At 32.4% G+C, this 15,971-nt stretch carries 17 protein-coding genes; 7 read left to right on the forward strand and 10 right to left on the reverse strand.

Annotation, left to right across the window (positions count from 1 at the left end; translation table 11 throughout):
• Window positions 1-32: 32 nt before the first annotated feature.
• From mazG to def, 3 genes are all read right to left on the reverse strand, one after another.
• Complete coding sequence (gene mazG, locus BMW63_RS07755) at window positions 33-806, reverse strand: nucleoside triphosphate pyrophosphohydrolase (RefSeq protein ID WP_074723028.1); 774 nt, start codon at window positions 804-806, stop codon at window positions 33-35.
• Window positions 807-918: 112 nt separating this feature from the next.
• Window positions 919-1,398, reverse strand: a complete 480-nt coding sequence (locus BMW63_RS07760) for a DUF5606 family protein (RefSeq protein ID WP_074722895.1) — start codon at window positions 1,396-1,398, stop codon at window positions 919-921.
• Window positions 1,399-1,487: 89 nt separating this feature from the next.
• Window positions 1,488-2,075: a peptide deformylase gene (gene def / locus BMW63_RS07765; protein ID WP_074723029.1), complete on the reverse strand. Its 588-nt coding sequence runs from the start codon at window positions 2,073-2,075 to the stop codon at window positions 1,488-1,490.
• A gap of 200 nt (window positions 2,076-2,275) precedes the next feature.
• On the opposite strand from def, the gene BMW63_RS07770 reads away from it, so the two are divergent.
• The gene (locus BMW63_RS07770) at window positions 2,276-4,504 is read left to right on the forward strand and encodes an FUSC family protein (protein ID WP_074722896.1); all 2,229 of its coding nucleotides are present in this window, start codon (window positions 2,276-2,278) and stop codon (window positions 4,502-4,504) included.
• A gap of 26 nt (window positions 4,505-4,530) precedes the next feature.
• On the opposite strand, the gene BMW63_RS07775 is transcribed toward BMW63_RS07770, so the two are convergent.
• From BMW63_RS07775 to BMW63_RS07790, 4 genes are all read right to left on the reverse strand, one after another.
• Entirely contained in the window at window positions 4,531-6,027 is a 1,497-nt protein-coding gene (locus tag BMW63_RS07775; RefSeq protein ID WP_074722897.1) for a malate:quinone oxidoreductase, read from the reverse strand.
• A 122-nt stretch (window positions 6,028-6,149) separates the two neighbouring features.
• Window positions 6,150-6,566: a Holliday junction resolvase RuvX gene (gene ruvX, locus BMW63_RS07780; RefSeq protein ID WP_074722898.1), complete on the reverse strand. Its 417-nt coding sequence runs from the start codon at window positions 6,564-6,566 to the stop codon at window positions 6,150-6,152.
• Between the two features lies 1 nt (window position 6,567).
• Window positions 6,568-6,849 carry a type II toxin-antitoxin system RelE/ParE family toxin gene (locus tag BMW63_RS07785; RefSeq protein WP_074722899.1) on the reverse strand — a complete coding sequence of 94 codons (282 nt, stop codon included), beginning with the start codon at window positions 6,847-6,849 and terminating at the stop codon, window positions 6,568-6,570.
• A complete protein-coding gene (locus BMW63_RS07790) occupies window positions 6,839-7,072 on the reverse strand; it encodes a hypothetical protein (RefSeq protein ID WP_074722900.1) in 234 nt (77 codons plus the stop codon). Before BMW63_RS07790 ends, BMW63_RS07785 begins: the two co-directional genes overlap by 11 nt.
• Window positions 7,073-7,243: 171 nt before the next feature.
• Here BMW63_RS07790 and BMW63_RS07795 point away from each other — a divergent pair, with 171 nt between their 5' ends.
• The 3 genes from BMW63_RS07795 to BMW63_RS07805 all read left to right on the forward strand — a co-directional run bounded on the left by BMW63_RS07795 (window position 7,244) and on the right by BMW63_RS07805 (window position 9,982).
• Window positions 7,244-8,059 (forward strand): 2,3,4,5-tetrahydropyridine-2,6-dicarboxylate N-succinyltransferase, encoded by an 816-nt coding sequence (locus BMW63_RS07795; protein WP_074722901.1) that lies wholly within the window; start codon window positions 7,244-7,246, stop codon window positions 8,057-8,059.
• Between the two features lie 65 nt (window positions 8,060-8,124).
• Window positions 8,125-9,198, forward strand: coding sequence for a glycosyltransferase family 9 protein (locus BMW63_RS07800; RefSeq protein ID WP_074722902.1), 1,074 nt, complete (start codon window positions 8,125-8,127; stop codon window positions 9,196-9,198).
• The gene (locus BMW63_RS07805; RefSeq protein WP_074722903.1) at window positions 9,188-9,982 is read left to right on the forward strand and encodes a glycosyltransferase family 2 protein; all 795 of its coding nucleotides are present in this window, start codon (window positions 9,188-9,190) and stop codon (window positions 9,980-9,982) included. Before BMW63_RS07800 ends, BMW63_RS07805 begins: the two co-directional genes overlap by 11 nt.
• Here the strand turns inward: BMW63_RS07805 and BMW63_RS07810 are convergent.
• The 3 genes from BMW63_RS07810 to BMW63_RS07820 all read right to left on the reverse strand — a co-directional run bounded on the left by BMW63_RS07810 (window position 9,979) and on the right by BMW63_RS07820 (window position 13,025).
• Complete coding sequence (locus BMW63_RS07810; protein WP_074722904.1) at window positions 9,979-10,749, reverse strand: lipopolysaccharide kinase InaA family protein; 771 nt, start codon at window positions 10,747-10,749, stop codon at window positions 9,979-9,981. The two genes, BMW63_RS07805 and BMW63_RS07810, sit on opposite strands and share 4 nt — an antisense overlap.
• A gap of 448 nt (window positions 10,750-11,197) precedes the next feature.
• Complete coding sequence (locus BMW63_RS07815; RefSeq protein ID WP_074722905.1) at window positions 11,198-12,154, reverse strand: WaaS/CpsH family glycosyltransferase; 957 nt, start codon at window positions 12,152-12,154, stop codon at window positions 11,198-11,200.
• Window positions 12,155-12,236: 82 nt separating this feature from the next.
• A complete protein-coding gene (locus BMW63_RS07820) occupies window positions 12,237-13,025 on the reverse strand; it encodes a glycosyltransferase family 2 protein (protein ID WP_074722906.1) in 789 nt (262 codons plus the stop codon).
• Window positions 13,026-13,463: 438 nt separating this feature from the next.
• Between BMW63_RS07820 and BMW63_RS07825 the strand changes: the two genes are divergently transcribed.
• From BMW63_RS07825 to BMW63_RS07835, 3 genes are all read left to right on the forward strand, one after another.
• Window positions 13,464-14,030, forward strand: coding sequence for an L-threonylcarbamoyladenylate synthase (locus tag BMW63_RS07825; protein WP_074723030.1), 567 nt, complete (start codon window positions 13,464-13,466; stop codon window positions 14,028-14,030).
• Between the two features lie 46 nt (window positions 14,031-14,076).
• The gene (locus BMW63_RS07830; protein WP_074722907.1) at window positions 14,077-14,451 is read left to right on the forward strand and encodes a GxxExxY protein; all 375 of its coding nucleotides are present in this window, start codon (window positions 14,077-14,079) and stop codon (window positions 14,449-14,451) included.
• A 73-nt stretch (window positions 14,452-14,524) separates the two neighbouring features.
• On the forward strand, window positions 14,525-15,940 hold the full coding sequence (locus BMW63_RS07835; protein ID WP_074722908.1) for a CCA tRNA nucleotidyltransferase: 1,416 nt from the start codon (window positions 14,525-14,527) through the stop codon (window positions 15,938-15,940).
• The last annotated feature ends 31 nt before the right edge of the window (window positions 15,941-15,971 follow it).

Here is a 15,971-nt window from a genome sequence, read left to right on the forward strand (position 1 = left end):
TTTGAATTGACTTTTAAAAATAATAAATGATACTACAGTTTTTTTGCTTCATTCCAAAAAATATCCATCTCTGCAAGAGTCATGTCCATCAGTGGTTTCCCTAGTTCGCCTGCTTTGCTTTCCAGATATTGAAAGCGTTTGATGAATTTTTTATTGGTTCGTTCCAAAGCATCTTCGGGATTTACATTTAAAAAACGGGCATAATTAATCATTGAGAATAAAACATCACCGAACTCGGCTTCAATATTATCTTGATTTCCAGCTTCAACCTCAACTTGCAATTCCTCCAATTCTTCTTGAACTTTATCCCAAACTTGATGCGACTCTTCCCAATCAAACCCTACTCCTTTTACTTTATCTTGTATTCTACTGGCTTTGACCAATGCTGGTAAACTTTTAGGAACACCCTCTAGAACTGATTTTTTTCCTTCCTTAAGTTTTAGTTTTTCCCAATTTTGTTTGACTTCTTCTTCATCGGCAACTATAGTATCCGAGTAAATATGAGGATGACGGTGAATTAACTTATCGCAAATTTCATTGCAAACATCGGCTATATCAAAATCATTCGTTTCGCTTCCAATTTTAGCATAAAAAACAATATGCAACAACAAGTCTCCCAATTCCTTTTTAACTTCATTCAGGTTATTATCCAAAATAGCGTCCCCTAACTCATAGGTTTCCTCGATGGTAAGATGACGTAAAGTTTGAAGCGTTTGTTTTTTATCCCAAGGGCATTGCTCACGCAACTCGTCCATAATAGTTAATAATCTATCAAAAGCATTAAGTTGATTTTCTCTTGTATTCATAGCATTTGGTTTTTCTCTGTCAGTTCTGTCTTTGAACAAAGGCTGGTAAAAATAAGAAATCCTGTCTTCTAAAATTAGAGAAGACAGGATTTTTTATAAAATTTAGAATGTATTATTCTTTAACTTTTTTTGCTTTTTTTGTTTTTTCAGCAACAGCTTCCTCTTCGACTACAGCAGGAGTTTCCTCTGCAGCGCCTGCAGCTGGTTCTTCATCAACAACCAAACCTTTAGCTTCAAGCATATTATACCAATTTAATATTTTTTTAATATCTGATGGATATACCCTTTCCTCATCATAGTCAGGTAAAACTTCTTTAAAGTAAGCTGCTAATGTAGCATTGTCTTCTTTATGTGAAATTGCTGCACCATTACTTTCTTTGGCAGCAATTTTATCCATTATTTCAGCTAATGGTTTTTCACCTTCATAAGTGTAAACTGAAATCTCAGATAATAAACTTACATTACTTTTTAAATTTACCGTGATTTTCTTTCCATCTAATAATGATTCTGCAACAAAACCAGTACGCGTTTGCACTTTAAGTACATATAAACCCGGTTTCCCAGAAATGGCTAGTATTTTTTCTAAATTCATATTATTTTAATTATTATTAAGAATTCGATTTGTGTATATATTTTATTAAACTCCAAAATCCATGCCTAAATATAGCCTCTGAAATTTTATTACCTTCCTTTTTTGGCGATAAATCTCATTCTATAGTCTTGGAATGTCTTGCCTTCAGTAATATTCTTTAGTTTCTTTTGAATCAAACGCTTTTTAAGTGAGGAAATTTTATCGGTAAACAAGATTCCTTCTATATGATCGTATTCATGTTGAATTACTCTTGCTATTAAACCTTCAAAAACCTCTGTTTTCACAACAAAATCCTCTTCGCAGTACTCAATAGTTATTCTTTCGTTTCTGTAAACATCCTCACGAACATCAGGAATACTCAAGCATCCTTCATTAAAGCACCATTCTTCACCCTCTTCTTTCAACATTTTGGCATTTATAAAAGTTCTTTTAAAACCTTTCAATTCATCTTGTTCTGATGAATCTAAATCTTCATCCTCACTAAAAGGTGTGGTATCAATTATAAACAAACGAACTGCTTTCCCTACCTGCGGTGCGGCAAGACCTACTCCACATGCATTATACATCGTATCATACATATTAGCGATCGTTTCTTTCAAGTCAGGATGTTCCTGTGAAATATTCTCTCCTACTTTTCTTAAAACAGGATGGCCATATCCTACAATTGGTAAAATCATTATTGTTATTTTAAGTATTATCAGTCCTAAATTCAGGATTTTCATTCCTTAAATTATGGTTGGCAAAAATAGTAAAAATTTAGACAATGAATAATTCCTAAAGGATATTTAGCATTTATTTCTAATTTAAACTTAAATCAGTGCCTTTTCCGCTATGGATAAATCGTACAATTCATATATTTGTATGCAATACCACTTATATGATTCCAAAAGTCAAGAAATTTACAGACGGTACTTACTTTACAAATGCTTTAAAAATAACTATTGCAGCGGTTCTGCCTGTTTTACTATTTTCTTATTTAGGTCATTTCAAAATTGGATTTACGATAGCCTTGGGAGCCTTTTTTACTTATCCCAGCGACATCCCAAGTAACCTTAAGCATAAAATTAACGGAATTCTGGTTACGGTTCTTATCGTTTCCGGTGTCAATTTACTAATAAACCTTGTCTATCCCTACTCATGGCTATTTTATCCTTTTTTAGCTATCTTGTTATTTTTCCTATCAATGATTTCTGTATACGGACAAAGGGCAACAATGGTTTCGTTTTCAGCTTTACTGGCAATCTCTTTGGCTTTTGCTCATATACAGACGGGCTGGGACAGAATTCAATATTCGGGACTACTACTTTTGGGAGGCTTATTTTACCTCGTTGTTTCTTTGATTTTCTTTTACATCAGACCGCACCGATATGCTGAACTGCAAATTGCCGAATGCATCAAATTAACTTCTACCTATTTAAAATTAAGAGGTGATTTATGGGAAGTAAATTCAGACCGCAAGGCAATCACTGAAAAACAATTGAATTTACAGGTACAACTAAATACCATTCATGAAAACATAAGAGAGATTCTGATCAGGAATCGAACTAACTCTGGTTCTTCTAATCAAAATCGAAAGATGCTTCTTGTATTTATTTCGTTAGTGGAAATTATGGAGTTGGCGATCGCTACTTCATTTGACCACAACAAGCTACATCAAAAATTTGACAATCATCCAAGAGTTTTAGAAAAATACCAAAACCTTGCCTACAACCTTGCTAAAAGTCTAAAAACATTATCTGAAAGTATTGAAAATGACGAGAAATACCTCTCAAAACACAACCTTCTTAGTGATTTGAATGATTTAGAACTAGCAATTACAAATTATGAAAATGATTTAGGAAAAGCTAACGCTTCAGAAGGTGTTTTAATGCTAACGAATATGCTTCATTATGCGGAGAAACAAGTTGAGATAAACAAAACACTGGAACGTGCTTTTACGGCCGTTGTCAAATCACAAGACTTAAAAGGAAAAGATAAAGATTTAGAAAAATTTATAACTCCTCAATACTATCCGATTCGCACACTTATTGAAAATTTAAGTTTTTCCTCCACGGTTTTTAGACATTCTCTTCGGCTCACAATTACTATTTTGATTGGCTTCTCTATTGGCAAATTCCTTCCTTTTCAAAACGCATATTGGATCGTATTAACTATTGTCGTCATCATGAGACAAGGATATGGCTTGACAAAACAGCGCACCTTTCAAAGGATCTTTGGAACAATTTTAGGTGGGTTTATCGCTTTTGGAATCCTTTTTCTAGTTCATGACTCGACAATCATTGGTGCATTAGCAATCGTCGCGCTGCTTTTTGGATTTTCATTTACTCCCACTAATTATAAAGTTGGCGCCACATTCATAACCATTTATGTTATCTTTATTTATGGAATTCTAACCCCAAATATCGAAGATCTAATTCAATATCGCGTATTGGATACCTTAGTCGGAGCACTATTATCCTTTTTGGCCAATTACTTTCTATGCCCTTCTTGGGAATTTGTAAAAATTCCCGTGTATTTGGAAAAATCGATTGAAGCAAACAGAAATTATTTAAAGCAAATTTCTCTGTTTTATAATACAAAAGGAGAAGTTCCGACTTCGTATCGTTTAGCCCGAAAGCATGCTTTTATTGAAGTTGGTAATCTCATGGCTTCCTTTCAAAGAATGCTTCAAGAACCTAAATCAAAGCAAAGCAAATTACCGCAAGTTTATAAGCTAACCGTTCTGAATCATACCCTATTATCGTCTTCAGCTTCTTTGGGAACCTACATCCAATCACATAAGACATCTGAGGCTTCAGAAGCATTTAATGTTGTCGTTGACAAAGTTATTAAAAATCTGGAAGATGCCATAACTATCTTGAAAGAAGGCAGTATACAGCAACAAGAGAGTACAATAAACGAGGATTTGAGCAAACGATTTATTGAATTAAATAAAATTAGAACCAAAGAATTAAAAGAAGCAAATGCTATTGATGAAGAAGCATTTCAGTTAAAAATGCAGGAAGCACAATTGGTAATCGAGCAGTTAGTATGGTTAACCAATCTGTCAGAAAATATAGTTAAGACTACCAAAGTATTGATAAAAACAGAAAATGAACTCCAATAAGACATTGAAGTTCATTTTATAAAAATTTAATTATTCAGTTTTAAAACTGCAGCAGTACTTTTCCTGATTTCATCTGATAGCGCAGGATTATTATTTAATGCTTGACCATAAGATGGAATCATTTTTTTAAGTTTTTCTTGCCATTCCGCAGAAGCCAACTCTTCCTTAAAACATCTTCCCACTAAGTCAATCATAATAGAAACTGCGGTAGAAGCTCCTGGCGAAGCACCAAGTAAAACAGATAATGATCCATCAGCAGTAGTGATTACCTCTGTACCAAATTCGAGTATCCCGCCTTCTTTTTTATCTTTTTTAATGACTTGTACGCGTTGTCCCGCTCTTTCAATCACCCAGTCCTCTGACTTTGCGCTAGGAACATATTCGCGTAAAGCATTTATTCTATCTTCTGTTGATTGACGCACTTGCTGGATCAAATATTTTGTCAGTGGTATGTTCTTAATCCCTGCAGATATCATTGGAAAAATATTATCTGTAGTGATTGATAATGGTAAATCAGAGTAGGAGCCATTTTTCAAAAAACGAGTTGAGAAACCGGCAAAAGGGCCAAATAACAACTGTTTTTCTCCATTAATCATTCTTGAATCTATATGCGGAACAGACATAGGTGGTGCCCCTACGCTGGCCTTACCGTAAACTTTTGATTGGTGCTTTGCAATAACCTCAGGATTGATACATTTTAGCCATTGTCCGCTTACGGGGAAACCACCAAAACCATCTCCTTCAGGAACATCGGCTTTTTCTAATAACGGTAGCGATCCGCCACCGGCACCTATAAATACAAATTTTGTATATACTTTCCTTTTTTGGCCTGTAGCTAAATCAGTAATTTTTATTCTCCAAGACTTATCCTCACGCTGTTTCAATTTCTGAACTTCATGATGATAATGAATAGTTACGCCTTCAAGGGTATCCAAATAACCAAAAATACTTCTGGTTAATTCTCCAAAATTCACGTCAGTCCCTATAGCCATGCGGGTAGCAGCCACTTTTTCTGACTCATCTCTACCTTTCATCACTAGAGGCATCCATTCTTTCAATTGGGATAAATCAGTACTAAAAACCATATCTTTAAAAAGTTGGTTTTTTTGTAAAGCTTCAAATCTTTTCTTTAGGTATTCAACATTTTTATCACCCCAAACAAAACTTAGATGCGGAATACTTTTGATAAAATTTTCAGGAGAAGAGACTTTATTTTGTTCCACTAAATAAGCCCAGAATTGTCGAGACACCTCAAAAGATTCCGCAATACTGATTGCTTTTTTCGGGTCAATAGTTCCATCCTCATTTTCAGGAGTATAATTGAGTTCACAAAAAGCAGAATGACCTGTTCCTGCATTATTCCATGCATCAGAACTCTCAGCAGCTGCCCTATCTAATCTTTCGAAAATCTCTATTTTTATATCTGGTTGCAGTTCTTTCAGAATTAATCCAAGAGTGGCACTCATGATTCCAGCACCTATAAGAACTACTTCAGTTTTTGAACGAATTGTTTTGTCTGGCATAGCAACGAATTTTAAAGTGCAAAGATACTTTTAATAATTCCAAAAAAAAGCATAAAATAGTAGAGAAAAGTTATAAATCACGAAAACGTTTTAGCCTTTTATACTCCTTTAAGGATGACACTTTAAAACATTTTTCGATTCAAATAATCCTGAAGCATTATTGTAGCAGAAATCTCATCAATAAGAGCCTTATTCATACGTTGCTTTTTTTTCATCCCACTATCGATCATGGATTGAAAAGCCATTTTTGAGGTAAAACGTTCATCTACTCTAATCACCTTCATATCTGGAAAGTGATTGGTAAAATGTGTTACAAAACCTTTTATAATAGAAGCACTTTCTGAGGGTTGTCCATTCATTTGTTTGGGCTCGCCAATAAGCACTGCTTCTACCTTTTCCTTAGAGAAATAATCTTTTAAAAAGGCAATCGCTGTTGCACTCGGAATAGTAGTTAGTCCTGACGCAATGATTTGCATTTCATCTGTCACCGCAATGCCGGTGCGTTTTTGTCCATAATCTATAGCAAGTACTCTAGGCATATTATAAGGAAGCTTTATGTTTAATGAAACCGAAAATAGAAACAAGGTTTGTTTCTGTTTCTATGAAATAAGTAATTATATAACCTTTAAAAACATAATCTCTTATATTTTCATCGTCAAAATAAATTGATTTTTTATAATGGAAAGGGGATGGCAAATCTTTTTTTAAGTTTAAAAGTAAATCCTTTTTAAACTTTCTAGCGGCAGCTGGTTTATCTCTCGAAATATAATCAACCTGATTGTTTAAGACAAACAAAAAATCATCTTGAAGTCTAATTTTCATATTTAGAAATTGTTTCTTCAAGTATAGCATCTACTTCTTCAATAGTATAAAATTTTGCCGTTCCATTTTTAATTTTAGAAAAAGAATTTTCTAATTTTTTTTTATTTTTATCAAAATCATCATCTTCACGAACAATTTTTAATTCTTCCGAAGAAAAAGAACTCAACAATTCTAAGATTTTATCCTTAATATCAGAATTAAATTCAAGTCTATAAATTTCCATGACACTTATTTTAATATACAAAGATAGCTAATTTATAGCTTTTAAATTTTATTTTAGTTCCAACTTTTGTAGTAACAAAAAGTCTAACCAAATAAATATGTAACATTTTCAAAGCATTTTGAGTTTTTGTTTTTGCTTTAAAAACATATCTTTGTTTAAAAATTATCATACATGAATTCATTACAAACAATTATAGAACAAGCTTGGGAAAACAGAGCTTTGTTACAAGAAGAAACGACTACAAAAGCCATTAGAGAAGTTATAGAATTATTAGACTCTGGTAAATTACGCGTTGCTGAACCAAAAGGAGATGCATGGCAAGTAAACGAATGGGTTAAGAAAGCAGTGGTAATGTATTTCCCGATCCAAAAAATGGAAACATGGGAAGCAGGGATTTTTGAATACCATGACAAAATGGAATTAAAGAAAGACTATGCTGCTAAAGGAATTCGCGTAGTTCCAGGAGCATCTGCTCGTTATGGTGCTTACATTTCAAGTGGCGTAATCATGATGCCAAGTTATGTAAACATTGGTGCTTATGTAGACGAAGGAACTATGGTAGACACTTGGGCAACAGTAGGAAGTTGCGCTCAAATAGGCAAAAACGTACATTTAAGTGGGGGAGTAGGAATTGGCGGCGTTCTTGAACCTTTGCAAGCAGCTCCGGTAATCATTGAAGACGGTGCTTTTATAGGTTCTCGTTGTATTGTTGTCGAAGGGGTACATGTTGGGAAAGAAGCTGTTCTTGGTGCCAACGTATGTTTGACTGCATCTACAAAAATTATTGACGTAACTGGTGATGAACCAGTAGAGATGAAGGGTTTTGTTCCTGCTCGTTCAGTTGTGATTCCAGGAAGCTATACTAAAAAGTTTGCAGCAGGTGATTTTCAAGTTCCTTGCGCATTAATCATTGGTACTCGTAAGCCATCTACTGACTTAAAAACATCGTTGAATAACGCTTTACGCGAATATGACGTAGCGGTTTAAATTTATTTTGTAATAAAATAATATATTGTATATTCCTCCCTCAAAAAGGGAGGTTTTTTTATCTTATGAAAATACTAGTTATACAACAAAAAATGATCGGGGATGTATTGGTAAGTAGCATTATATGCAATAACCTCCGACTCGCCTACCCTGATGCGCAAATCGATTATTTGGTATATGAATCAACTACTCCTGTTTTAGAAGGCAATCTAAATATCGATACGATTATACGTTTTGAAGAAAAGCATAGAAAAAGCAAAAAAGAATTCCTTAATTTGGCTCTCGAAATCAGAGCCACTAAATATGATTTATTAATTGACGCCTATTCAAAATTGGAAAGTTGGTTGATTGTATTACTGAGTGGAGCCAAAAGAAAAATATCTTATAAGAAAAAAGGACGCACTTTTCTATACACTGATAATGTGCCATTTGAGGAATTTCCAAAAACGAATCTGGGTTTAGCTATTGAAAGAAGGCTGTCGCTTCTAAAGCCCCTTCATTTATCAGTAGAAATTAATCCGTTGCCTAAATTATTTGTTACACCGGAAGAAAACAAAAATGCAATTGTGCTTTTCGAAAAACATCAACTAATAAAAAACCGAAAAACAGTCATGATTAGCCTTTTGGGGAGTGAAAAATTGAAGACCTATCCATTAAACTATATGACATCCGTAATTGACACAATTGCAGACAATGCCGATGTTAATATTCTTTTTAATTATTTTCCAAAACAAATTAACGATGCTAAAATTGTTTTTAACAATTGTAAACCATCAACTAAGGAAAAAATATATTTTGATTTATTGGGTGGTGATTTGAGAGCATTTATTGGTGTGTTGAATCAATGCGATTTAATTGTAGGTAATGACGGCGGCTCTATAAATATGGCAAAAGCACTAGAAAAACCGTCTTTTATTATATTTTCTCCATGGATTGAAAAGAAAATCTGGGCCACATTAGAAGATGGCACCCATCACATGTCAGTACATTTAAATGATTACAAACCAGAATTGCTTGAGAAAAAAACAGAGAAGGAACTTAAACAGGATGCCCTTACCTTATATAAAGAACTTAAACCTAGTTTATTTAAAAATAAACTAAAGTCTTTTCTATTAAAGAATCTATCAGATGACAATTAATAGAAATACAAACGAAATATCATCCAATAAAATATTTCTGAGTGCACTAATCATCACCTATAACGAGGAGCACAATATAAAAAACATTTTAAACGACTTGGACTTTGCTGATGAGATAATTGTCGTGGACTCCTTCAGTACGGATAAAACAGTGGTAATAGCAACAACTCATAAAAATGTAAAAGTAGTTCAACACGATTTTGAAAATTTTGCTGCCCAAAGAAATCATGCCATTAGTTTAGCAAATCATTCCTGGATTCTTTTTTTGGATGCCGACGAAAGACTTACAGCTGAGCTAAAAAAAGAGATCCTTAAAACCATTCATCAAAAAGAGGCTGCTGTGGCTTACTATTGCTGCCGCACTTTTATGTTCAAAAACACTAAGCTGCAGTTTAGCGGATGGCAAACAGATAAAATTATCAGACTTTTCAACAAAGAAAAAGCCCAATATGATTTAGCAAAAATTGTTCATGAAAAATTAACAGTTAACGGAAAAACCGGCAAACTAAAAAATAGACTAATTCATTATTCGTATCGCAGTTACAGCGATTACAAACAAAAGATGAATACTTACGGAAAATTAAAAGCAATCGAAGAATTTAACAAAGGAACAAAACCTACTTTTTTTCATTTGTATATAAGACCAATATACCAATTTTTGTATCAATATATTATGAGAATGGGAATTCTCGATGGTAAAAAAGGGATTATTATTTGCTATCTAAACTCCTACAGTGTTTTTGTTCGTTTTCAGGAATTAAAAAAAATCCGCTTAAATAACTAAGATTTCCAAAACTTCAACTTCTTTTTCAACCTGCGTTTTCTAGCAAATTCGTCTTGAAATTGAACCGTAAACTGCCACATTTTTTCAAAAACTGCAGTTTCACTTTCTGAATAATATTTAGCATACTCATTACTCATGATAACAATCATTTCTTTCTTTGGCGTAAGCCTACTAAAATTTTTCATTCTCATTTCAAAATCCATAGTTTCATGAAAATTCATGCGGTTTAAATCCACTAAATAAAAACTGTACGTATCATTTTGTCCTTTCTTAATCAATGTGTTTCCAGGCGAATGGTCTAAGAATTCAATTCCTTTTTGATGCAAATCGAACGTGAATTTTGTAAACTGCCTTAAAATGTTGTCGTGATCTGGATAATCAGGAACTTCTACTAATTCTCTAAAAGTAAGATCAGCCTGCAAATGCTCACTAACATAATAACTATCTAGTAATCCTAAGTTGTTAAAATTTTCAAAATAAGCCAATGGTTCCGGAGTTCCAATCCCTTTTTCTAACAAAATAGTAGCATATTCAAAAGAACGTTTGGCCTTTGATTTTCTAAAATATTTATAGGCCACTTTATTAACTATATTAGGGATTTTGAAAGACTTTACATTTATTTTTTTTTCTTCTAATTCGAAAAGTTTAATAATATTTCTATCTCCATTTCCAAAAACAGTTCCTAAATCAGAATTGAATTCTTTAATAAAGCGAAGGATTTCTTTAGAATTTTGAACCGTCGTAGAAAACATTAGTTTTATTATCATTTTTATTTTATTTAAATACTTTGTTTACCCTTAAAAAAAAACTCGTAGTGCAGAAATGAATTCAAAAAGCAATATTAACTTGTAAAAAAACTGCAGTAATTCGGCAACTCTAAAGAGTTTTGATCAAATTTAAGACACTAACTCACACACTATTATCAACCAACAAAAACACACATACCATCATAGACTTCAAATCATCCTTTTCATTTTTACAATAATTTGATAATAACCATATTATAAGTTTAAATTGTAAAAAAAATAGGAGAACTAAATTATTAATTAGACTACCAAAATATACTTTTTTATCTAGAGAATTCAATCATTGTATAATTATTCTAAAATGATATCGCAAATAACGTTACATAAAAAACAACTCACCTCTTTATTAAAAATGGCAGCTTAATATCTAAAAAAAAATAACCGCTTTGTTATATGAATTATAAAAATACTAATTAGTAGTCGACAAATTAAAAACTGTATCCACCCAATTTTTTAAAGTATATTTTTTATAAATATGCTCTGGAATTTCCTCATAATCAGAAGTTAAAAAAGAATCTGGGATTATAATATTATCTTCGTCTATGACAAGTATATTATTAGTATTATAAAAATCATAATTCTTAACATCTACATTACTAGTTATAAGCTTTGCACGATAACCTATACTTTCAAAAACCCTAAAAGTAAGACCTGTTTGTATATTTCTTTGAGTATCAATATGTATACTTGATTTTTTTATTCTTTCATCTAATTCTTCAATAGGAATTCTTTTATTTAAAAAATTGATTGGAAGCCCTATAGGAGGATTGTAATTTTCATCCAACGAAACTATATTTACATCACAATTCAATTTTTTTGAATTTAAAATATATACTATTTTTTCTAATAGTTTAACCCGTGAATCTAGGGTAGACACATGAAAAGCAGCGTGATTTTTCTTTAATTTATATTCTTTATAAATAAAATTAGTAATGAAAAGTAAATTATATTTTTTAGCATCTTCTTTATCAAAAGTAAAGATTCTATCGAATAATGGAAAAGTTTTTATAATACCTCTAGCTTTTCTTGATCCATCATAGTGGAAAGCTACAAAATCATCACAAAGACAACTTATTGTTCGCAAAGTGCTATTGTAAAATCTATCTGGCCTTATCATTAAAATTTTATCTTGATGTCCTAATTTTTCTATGTTTTCAAGAATTATTTTATTTAAATGATCTTTTTTGTAGTTTTTTCCTAAAAAAACTTTCCTAAATCCATTAAATATTTTTTCAAAGACATTTTTATATTGGTATTTATTTTTATCAATATTAAAATGATTAACTACATATCCTCTTTCTTCCAGTTCCTTTACGATGTAACCATCATAACCATATAAGTCAAGAGAAATAATTGTTATCCGCATAATTTTTTTATTTAAAATTCAAATATTTTTACCGTAGTAATGAAGTTTTTTATTTTCTTGGAAAGTGATTGATTTGAATTATTTACTTTAAGTATTTATTAATCCCATTTTCACACACAACAATTCTGTCTGCGATAGTTTTTTCTTGAATTTGATTGTTCAATTCTAAATTTTGCTTAGAATTGACTTTATGATATAAATGATATACAATTCCGGCATAACGCAATCGCTTAGCCTTAATTCCATTGTTTCCAAGACGAATTGCTAAGTCCGAATCCTCTCTTCCCCAACCTTCAAAGTCTTCATTATATCCATTAATTGCTATAAAATCATTCCGCCAAAAAGAAACATTACATCCTCTAAATTTTCTAGACATTCCTTCGTGAGGCTTATATAATTTCGCTAAAAAAGGAACATATAAAGTTCGTGATTTGTTTTTAATTTCTTTCGAAAACAAATTGAATTTCACAAGTTTATTGCGAAAAACAGCCCCAACAAATTCAGGTAAAATATTCACCCGCGACCCATAAAGATAAATTCCTAGCTGTGAATACTGTAAATGATCCTCTACAAATTTAGGATGCATTATACAATCACCATCAACCTGGATGATGTAATCTGCTTCAGTTTCAGCAATTGCTTTGTTTAAAATCTTAGATTTACGAAAACCGATATCTTCCTGCCAAAAATATCGAACAGGGATAGTACTTTGCTGTTGGAATTTTTCTATTAACTGTTTGGTTTCTGATCTCGAACCATCATCTGCTATAAGAATCTCATTTACCAAATGAGTTTGAGACAATACGCTTTTTAAAACTAATTCTAAAGCATCAGGCCAATTATAGGTGGAGATTAATAAAGATGACTTCATATGTTTTTGACTTTTTTATAAATTTTTAAACTATTTCTAGCGGTTTAATCCGAACTGAATTTTCAATACAACTCCTATTATTTGCTATACCATTAAAAAAGGCTGTAAAAATAGCAAGAGATAATTATTCTGCAACTATATGCAATACATACAGATCTAGCTGAACTAAAAAAGATAAAGAAAAGAGACTAAAAATAACTAATAATAATTAAATCTTTTAACTAGATTTCTGATAATGAGCAGACCACTTATTTAAATACATTTCTAAATTGCAATAGACAATACCTTCCACAGAAAATTTCGTCCATTCGGAAATCCAAATAATTATTTTCTCTTCCTTGCTACCGAACTTCTTGCCCGCTAAATGCGTAAGGTTTTTATAATAATTATCCGTTTCTTTGCAAATATAAAGTGAAAAATTACATCACACTAAAAAAAATGAATATAAACGAAGAAGTCCACAACGCCTACGAAATAATCAAACAAGGCGGAATAATCCTCTACCCCACAGACACCGTATGGGGAATTGGCTGTGATGCAACTAACCCAGACGCTGTTGCCAAAATTTTCAAGCTCAAAAAAAGAGTAGAAACCCAAAGCATGATTGTGTTGATGAATGGGGAACGAATGATGTACAACGTCTTTAAAGACATTCCAGAAGTGGCTTGGCAAATAATGGACTTATCTGAAAATCCTACCACTATAATCCTGGATAAGCCTAGAAATGTAGCGCCAAATTTAATCGCTCCTGACAACACTTTGGGAATCCGAATTGTAAAAGAGCCCTTCTGTTTCAAATTACTGGAAAAGATGAAAAAACCATTAGTTTCCACTTCAGCAAATATTTCAGGGCAACCTACTCCAAAAAGTTTTAAAGAAATCAGCCCTGAGATTATAAAAGGTGTAGACTATGTTGTAAATTTGCACCGCGATAAAATTGCTGGGAAACCGTCCACAATCATTAAATTAACGAATGATAGTCAGGTTAAAGTAATCCGAAAATAGGAAAGGCCACGAATTCACTAATTTTTTTTTAAAAAAATTTATTATTATGAGCGGTCTTATTTATAAAGAGGAAAGCTTTCAGATCGTTGGAATTCTATTTGAAGTACATAATAATTTAGGTGGGGGATTTTCTGAAATAGTCTATAAAGATGCGTTAGAATATGAATTGCGAAATTTAAAAATTCCTTTCGAAAGAGAAAAAGAATATGTTGTTCATTATAAAAACACCGTTTTAAATCATAAGTTCTATGCAGATTTTGTATTATTCGATAAAATTATTATCGAATTAAAATCATGTGAAAAACTAGATCCCAAACACACCGCTCAGTGTATTAATTATCTAAAAGTATCAACAAATAAATTAGCCATTTTAGCTAATTTTAATAATAAATCTCTTGAGTACAGAAGAATAATTTTATAAAACTCAAGAATAAATTTGTGTCATAAGAAGCATTTTAAAAAATATAATTTGTGAATTCGTGGCAAAAAATACTATGAACTACAAACAAGCATTAAATAATAAAATTTTCGAAGTCATTTCAGAAGCTTCCCAAGAACTAAACGTTGATAGTTACGTAATTGGAGGTTTTGTAAGAGACTTAATTTTAGAACGAGATTTTAAAAAAGACATCGATATTGTTGCAGTTGGTAGCGGAATCGAATTGGCTTTAAAAGTTTCTCAACTACTTCCAAAACACCCCAAAGTACAAGTTTTTAAAACCTACGGCACTGCGATGCTTCGTTTTGAAGACACCGACATTGAATTTGTTGGAGCAAGAAAAGAATCCTACCATTTTGAAAGTCGAAATCCTGTTGTAGAAAATGGAACACTTGAAGACGATCAAAACCGTCGTGATTTCACCATTAATGCGCTTGCATTATCATTGAACTTGCACAATTTCGGAGTGCTGTCAGATCCTTTTGGAGGACTGAATGATTTAGAAAATAAGATTCTTAGAACTCCTCTTGATCCAGACATCACTTATTCTGATGATCCTTTACGAATGTTGAGAGCTATTCGTTTTTCTAATCAATTGGGCTTCGAAATAGAAGCAAAATCATTCCAGTCCATTGCGAAAAATGCAGAACGTATTAAAATTATTACGGGAGAACGTATCGTTGACGAACTAAATAAAATCTTATTGACAGACAAACCTTCTACAGGATTTCTATTGCTATACAAAACGGGGCTCTTAGACATTATCTTACCTGAATTGACGGCTTTGAACCAAGTAGAAGAAATTGAAGGTCAAACTCATAAAAACAACTTTTACCATACACTCGAAGTCGTAGACAATATATGTCCGAACACTGATGATGTTTGGTTGCGCTGGGCTGCTTTATTGCACGATATAGGAAAAGCACCAACCAAACGTTTCAACAAAAAACAAGGATGGACTTTCCACGGACATGAGTTTCTTGGTGGTAAAATGGTCAAAAAAATATTTGAACGCTTGCACATGCCATTGAACCAAAAAATGAAATTTGTTCAAAAAATGGTCATGATGAGCTCGCGTCCCATTGTTTTATCACAAGAAACGGTTACAGATTCTGCTGTACGTCGTTTGGTTTTTGATGCTGGAGAAGACGTAGAGAACTTAATGACCTTGTGCGAAGCGGACATTACCACTAAAAACCCAAGTAAATTCAAGAAATACCATAGTAATTTTGAAATTGTTCGAAAGAAAATTGTAGAGGTAGAAGAGCGTGATCATGTTCGAAAATTCCAACCACCAATAACTGGAGAGGAGATTATGGCGATTTTCGACCTTAAACCTTCAAAAGAAATAGGAATGCTAAAGGAAGCCATTAAGGAAGCCATATTAGAAGGTGAAATTCCAAATGATTATGATGCTGCTTATGGGTTCATGATGAAAAGAGCGCAAAAAATGGGCTTAATCAAAGTTTAACGATTGTTGAGTTAAGGATTGTTAAAATTTA

It is taken from the genome of Flavobacterium frigoris, assembly GCF_900111075.1.
Classification (GTDB): Bacteria; Bacteroidota; Bacteroidia; order Flavobacteriales; family Flavobacteriaceae; genus Flavobacterium; species Flavobacterium frigoris.

Bases quoted from the DNA above. Each gene is read 5' to 3' on its own strand.
- def (WP_074723029.1), bottom strand. From the start codon at position 2,075: ATGATTTTACCAATTGTAGGATATGGCCATCCTGTTTTAAGAAAAGTA.
- ruvX (WP_074722898.1), bottom strand. From the start codon at position 6,566: ATGCCTAGAGTACTTGCTATAGATTATGGACAAAAACGCACCGGCATT.
- BMW63_RS07830 (WP_074722907.1), top strand. From the start codon at position 14,077: ATGAGCGGTCTTATTTATAAAGAGGAAAGCTTTCAGATCGTTGGAATT.
- mazG (WP_074723028.1), bottom strand. From the start codon at position 806: ATGAATACAAGAGAAAATCAACTTAATGCTTTTGATAGATTATTAACT.
- BMW63_RS07770 (WP_074722896.1), top strand. From the start codon at position 2,276: ATGATTCCAAAAGTCAAGAAATTTACAGACGGTACTTACTTTACAAAT.
- BMW63_RS07775 (WP_074722897.1), bottom strand. From the start codon at position 6,027: ATGCCAGACAAAACAATTCGTTCAAAAACTGAAGTAGTTCTTATAGGT.
- BMW63_RS07820 (WP_074722906.1), bottom strand. From the start codon at position 13,025: ATGAAGTCATCTTTATTAATCTCCACCTATAATTGGCCTGATGCTTTA.
- BMW63_RS07795 (WP_074722901.1), top strand. From the start codon at position 7,244: ATGAATTCATTACAAACAATTATAGAACAAGCTTGGGAAAACAGAGCT.
- BMW63_RS07825 (WP_074723030.1), top strand. From the start codon at position 13,464: ATGAATATAAACGAAGAAGTCCACAACGCCTACGAAATAATCAAACAA.
- BMW63_RS07810 (WP_074722904.1), bottom strand. From the start codon at position 10,749: ATGATAATAAAACTAATGTTTTCTACGACGGTTCAAAATTCTAAAGAA.
- BMW63_RS07815 (WP_074722905.1), bottom strand. From the start codon at position 12,154: ATGCGGATAACAATTATTTCTCTTGACTTATATGGTTATGATGGTTAC.
- BMW63_RS07835 (WP_074722908.1), top strand. From the start codon at position 14,525: ATGAACTACAAACAAGCATTAAATAATAAAATTTTCGAAGTCATTTCA.
- BMW63_RS07805 (WP_074722903.1), top strand. From the start codon at position 9,188: ATGACAATTAATAGAAATACAAACGAAATATCATCCAATAAAATATTT.
- BMW63_RS07800 (WP_074722902.1), top strand. From the start codon at position 8,125: ATGAAAATACTAGTTATACAACAAAAAATGATCGGGGATGTATTGGTA.
- BMW63_RS07790 (WP_074722900.1), bottom strand. From the start codon at position 7,072: ATGGAAATTTATAGACTTGAATTTAATTCTGATATTAAGGATAAAATC.
- BMW63_RS07760 (WP_074722895.1), bottom strand. From the start codon at position 1,398: ATGAATTTAGAAAAAATACTAGCCATTTCTGGGAAACCGGGTTTATAT.
- BMW63_RS07785 (WP_074722899.1), bottom strand. From the start codon at position 6,849: ATGAAAATTAGACTTCAAGATGATTTTTTGTTTGTCTTAAACAATCAG.